Origin of the sequence: Streptomyces prasinopilosus (assembly GCF_001419695.1) — a bacterium.
Lineage (GTDB): Bacteria > Actinomycetota > Actinomycetes > Streptomycetales > Streptomycetaceae > Streptomyces > Streptomyces prasinopilosus.
This window is the reverse complement of record NZ_LIRG01000696.1, coordinates 1-3,895: the sequence shown is the minus strand read 5'-3', so window position 1 is coordinate 3,895 and position 3,895 is coordinate 1. Positions and strand designations below refer to the sequence as shown.

Annotated in this window: 5 protein-coding genes; 1 reads left to right on the top strand and 4 read right to left on the bottom strand. The window is 71.4% G+C overall.

Going from position 1 to position 3,895, the window contains the following annotated elements; all coding sequences use genetic code 11:
* On the top strand, window positions 1-187 hold a 187-nt coding region (locus AOK18_RS24740), incomplete at its 5' end, for a DUF3093 family protein (RefSeq protein WP_157865167.1).
* A 105-nt stretch (window positions 188-292) separates the two neighbouring features.
* Here AOK18_RS24740 and AOK18_RS24735 read toward each other — a convergent pair.
* From AOK18_RS24735 to AOK18_RS24720, 4 genes are all read right to left on the bottom strand, one after another.
* Window positions 293-1,303 carry a hypothetical protein gene (locus tag AOK18_RS24735; protein WP_079105156.1) on the bottom strand — a complete coding sequence of 337 codons (1,011 nt, stop codon included), beginning with the start codon at window positions 1,301-1,303 and terminating at the stop codon, window positions 293-295.
* Window positions 1,304-1,316: 13 nt separating this feature from the next.
* The gene (locus AOK18_RS24730) at window positions 1,317-1,613 is read right to left on the bottom strand and encodes a DUF4193 domain-containing protein (RefSeq protein ID WP_003993510.1); all 297 of its coding nucleotides are present in this window, start codon (window positions 1,611-1,613) and stop codon (window positions 1,317-1,319) included.
* Between the two features lie 393 nt (window positions 1,614-2,006).
* Window positions 2,007-3,239: a sensor histidine kinase gene (locus tag AOK18_RS24725; RefSeq protein ID WP_055695762.1), complete on the bottom strand. Its 1,233-nt coding sequence runs from the start codon at window positions 3,237-3,239 to the stop codon at window positions 2,007-2,009.
* A 16-nt stretch (window positions 3,240-3,255) separates the two neighbouring features.
* The gene (locus AOK18_RS24720; RefSeq protein ID WP_079039773.1) at window positions 3,256-3,891 is read right to left on the bottom strand and encodes a response regulator transcription factor; all 636 of its coding nucleotides are present in this window, start codon (window positions 3,889-3,891) and stop codon (window positions 3,256-3,258) included.
* Between the last annotated feature and the right edge of the window lie 4 nt (window positions 3,892-3,895).

The window sequence follows — 3,895 nt, the reverse complement described above, 5'->3', positions numbered from 1 at the left end:
GGAGGCCCGCGCCTGGCGCACCCACCGGGCGGATCCGCGCTGCTTCATGCTGCTGCGGGCCTACGTGCCGGGAGCGCTGCGGGTGGAGATCACCGATCCGGAGGACCCGACGCCGTACGCCTTCCTGTCGACGCGCGAGCCGGAGCGGCTGGCGCAGGCCCTGCGGGCGGCGAAGGCCGCCGCGTAGCACGGCGGGGAACGGAACACCCGGGCGAACGGTCGCCCGGGGTTCGGTCCGGGGGAGCCGGGCGAGGTCCGCCGGCCCGGTCGTTCCCGCCGTGCCGTGGCCGGGTCAGCGTCTTTCGGGACCGTCGCTCCCGTCCGGGCGGCCGCGGTCGTCCGGGGGGCCGTGGTCGCCGCCGAGTGCCTTGCGGAGGGCGCCGCCGGTGAGCTTGTCCATCTCCAGGGCGTCGTCCGGGGCGTCGAGGGCGGGGAGGTCGGGCAGCGCGTCCCAGGGCACCTGGGCCTTGCGGAGGTCGTCCTGGATGCGGGTGGCGAGTTTCCTGGTGTCCCGGCGGTTCATGACCGCGCCGACGGCGGCTCCCACCAGGAACGGCATCAGGTTCGGCAGGTTGCGCAGGGTGCGTTTCATGATCCGCTGGCGCAGTTCGCGCTTCATGCGGCTGTTCAGTGCCGCGCTCACGGTCGAGGGCTTGGTCGCCTCGATCCCGCGCTCCTGCGACCAGGAGTTCAGGTACACGGTGCTGCGCTGCCCGAGGTTGCCGGCCGGGCGCACGCCGTAGACCTCGTGGAGTTCGGCGATCAGTTTGAGCTCGATCGCCGCGACGCCGGTGATCTCGGCGGCCAGCTCCGTCGGCATCGCGGGGGGCACCGGCATCGCCGCCGCCGCGCCCACACCCGCTCCGACCGTCGCCGTGGCCCTGCAGGCCCCCGCCACGAGCTTCTCCGCGAGTTCCTCGGGGCCGAGCCCGGGGAACTGCCGGCGCAGCGTCTGCAGGTCCCGTACGGGCACCCGCGGGGCGAGTTCGATGATCCGGTCCGCGAGGTACGCCAGGCCCGCACGCGCGCGGGCGCCGCCCTTGCGGGCGCCTTCCCTGGCCTTGTCCCGGAACGCCGCGGCACGCCTGTGGGCCACCGGGGCGGTGGCGGTGACCTCCACGGATGCCGGGAGGTCACCCCGGTCCGCCGCGGGTCCGAGCGAGGCCGCCCCGGTATCGGCCGAGCCGGTATCGGTGGGGCCTCGCTCGTGGTCACGCGTGTCGCGCGGGGGGCCGTCCTGCGGCCCCGGGTCCGCTCCCCTCGAGAGGAAGCGGCGCTTCCGAGGAGGGGTCGAGCCAGTCACGGCCGACCCGCCCTCAGTCGCAGTCGCGACAGATCGGCTGGCCGTTCTTCTCCCGGGCCAGCTGGCTGCGGTGGTGCACCAGGAAGCAGCTCATGCAGGTGAACTCGTCCTGCTGCTTGGGCAGGACCCGGACGGCCAGCTCTTCGTTCGACAGGTCCGCGCCGGGCAGCTCGAGGCCTTCCGCGGCCTCGAACTCGTCGACGTCGACGGCCGAGGCCGACTTGTCGTTGCGGCGGGCCTTCAGCTCTTCGAGACTGTCCGAGTCGACGTCGTCGTCGGTCTTGCGTGGAGTGTCGTAATCGGTTGCCATGGTCGCTCTCCCCCTCTGGGTGTATGCGGTCTCTTCAGCGCACGTAACGCGCGAGAGGCCGGACTTGTGCCCGACCCGAGGCGGAGATTTTGCCTCACATCAAGGTCTGTTACTCAATCGACACCCAACCGAACCCCTCGCGAGTGGTCGGCTTGGATGGCGATGGGGACCGTACACGGTCCGAACGCGGCACTTCAAAGCCGCCTCACCGTGTACTTCCCGTAATCGAAGCCCTTGAAAACCGGGATGTACCCGGCCTTCCGGGGACTTCATGATCACGGAGTGTCGACGGGCCGACCGCCCCCTCTGTGATCGATCACACAAGGGAGGGCCGGAGGGTTTCTCCGGGGATTGCGCCGGAAGCGAACACCTCGCCGTGTCGGCGACATGATGTCAGACCGGCAGAGTGACCCGCATCACGAGTCCACCGCCCTCGCGCGGCTGGGCGTAGATGTGCCCGCCGTGCGCCCGCGCCACCGACCGGACGATGGACAGGCCCAGGCCGACCCCCTTGTCGCTGCCCGTCCGCTCGGTGCGCAGCCGCCGGAAGGGCTCGAACAGATTGTCGATCTCGTACGCCGGTACCACCGGGCCCGTGTTGGACACCACCAGGACCGCCTGTCCGTGCTCGACGTCGGTGGTGACCTCCACCCAGCCCTGCTCGGCCACGTTGTAGCGCACGGCGTTCTGGACCAGGTTCAGGGCGATCCGCTCCAGCAGGACGCCGTTGCCCCGGACGACCGCGGGCTTGCGCGCCCCGCGGATCTCCACGCCCTTGGCCTGCGCCTCGGCGTGCACCTGGTCGATGGCCTGGGAGGCCACCTCCGCCAGGTCCACGGACTTGCGCTCGACGATCTGGTTGTCGCTGCGGGCGAGCAGCAGTAGGCCCTCCACCAGCTGCTCACTGCGTTCGTTGGTGGCCAGCAGCGTCTTGCCCAGCTGCTGGAGCTCGACCGGTGCGTCCGGGTCGGAGAGGTGCACCTCGAGCAGCGTGCGGTTGATCGCCAGCGGGGTGCGCAGCTCGTGCGAGGCGTTGCCCACGAAGCGCTGCTGGGCGGTGAAGGCCCGCTGCAGCCGCTCCAGCATCTCGTCGAAGGTGTCGGCCAGCTCCTTGAGCTCGTCGTCCGGGCCGTCCAGCTCGATCCTGCGGGACAGGTCGGAGCCCGCCACCGCGCGCGCGGTGCGGGTGATCCGGCCCAGCGGCGACAGGACGCGGCCGGCCATGGCGTACCCGAAGGCGAAGGCGATGACCGCGAGGCCGAGCAGGGTCAGGAGCGAGCGGCTGAGCAGGTCGTCCAGGGCGTGCTGGCGCTGCTCGTTCACGCAGTCGTTCAGCGCGGCGTTCAGCTCGCCGGCGGGCAGCTGGGCGCTGCGCAGCCGGCAGACGTCGCTGGACACCTGCCCGGACACGATCTCGAAGGGCAGGTCGCTGCCCACGTTCAGCGCGTTCGCGGCGAGCAGGTAGATGATCGACAGCAGCAGGATCCCGGCGATCAGGAACATGCCGCCGTAGAGCAGGGTGAGCCGTATCCGGATGGTCGGGCGCAGCCAGGGGAAGGGCGGTACGGGCCTGCGGGGGTCCCAGGTGGGCTTCGGAGGTGCCGGCGGGGACGGCGGTGTGGGGATGGGGGCGGCCACGGGATCAGATCCGGTAGCCCGAGCCGGGCACGGTCACGATGACCGGCGGCTCGCCCAGTTTGCGGCGCAGGGTCATGACGGTCACCCGCACCACGTTGGTGAACGGGTCGGTGTTCTCGTCCCAGGCCTTCTCGAGGAGCTGTTCGGCCGAGACGACGGCGCCCTCGCTGCGCATGAGCACCTCCAGGACGGCGAACTCCTTGGGCGCGAGCTGGACCTCCCTGCCCTCGCGGAAGACCTCGCGGCGGTTGGGGTCGAGCTTGATCCCGGCACGCTCCAGGACCGGCGGCAGCGGCACGCTGGTGCGCCGCCCCAGGGCACGCACGCGCGCGATGAGCTCGCTGAACGCGAAGGGCTTGGGAAGGTAGTCGTCGGCGCCGATCTCCAGGCCCTCGACACGGTCGCTGACGTCACCGGAGGCCGTGAGCATCAGCACCCGCGTGGGCATGCCGAGCTCGACGATCCTGCGGCACACGTCGTCGCCGTGCACGAGGGGGAGGTCGCGGTCCAGGACGACCACGTCGTAGTCGTTGACGCCGATGCGTTCGAGGGCGGCCGCACCGTCGTACACGACGTCGACGGCCATGGCCTCCCGGCGCAGTCCGGTGGCCACCGCATCGGCGAGCAGCTGCTCGCCGATGCGG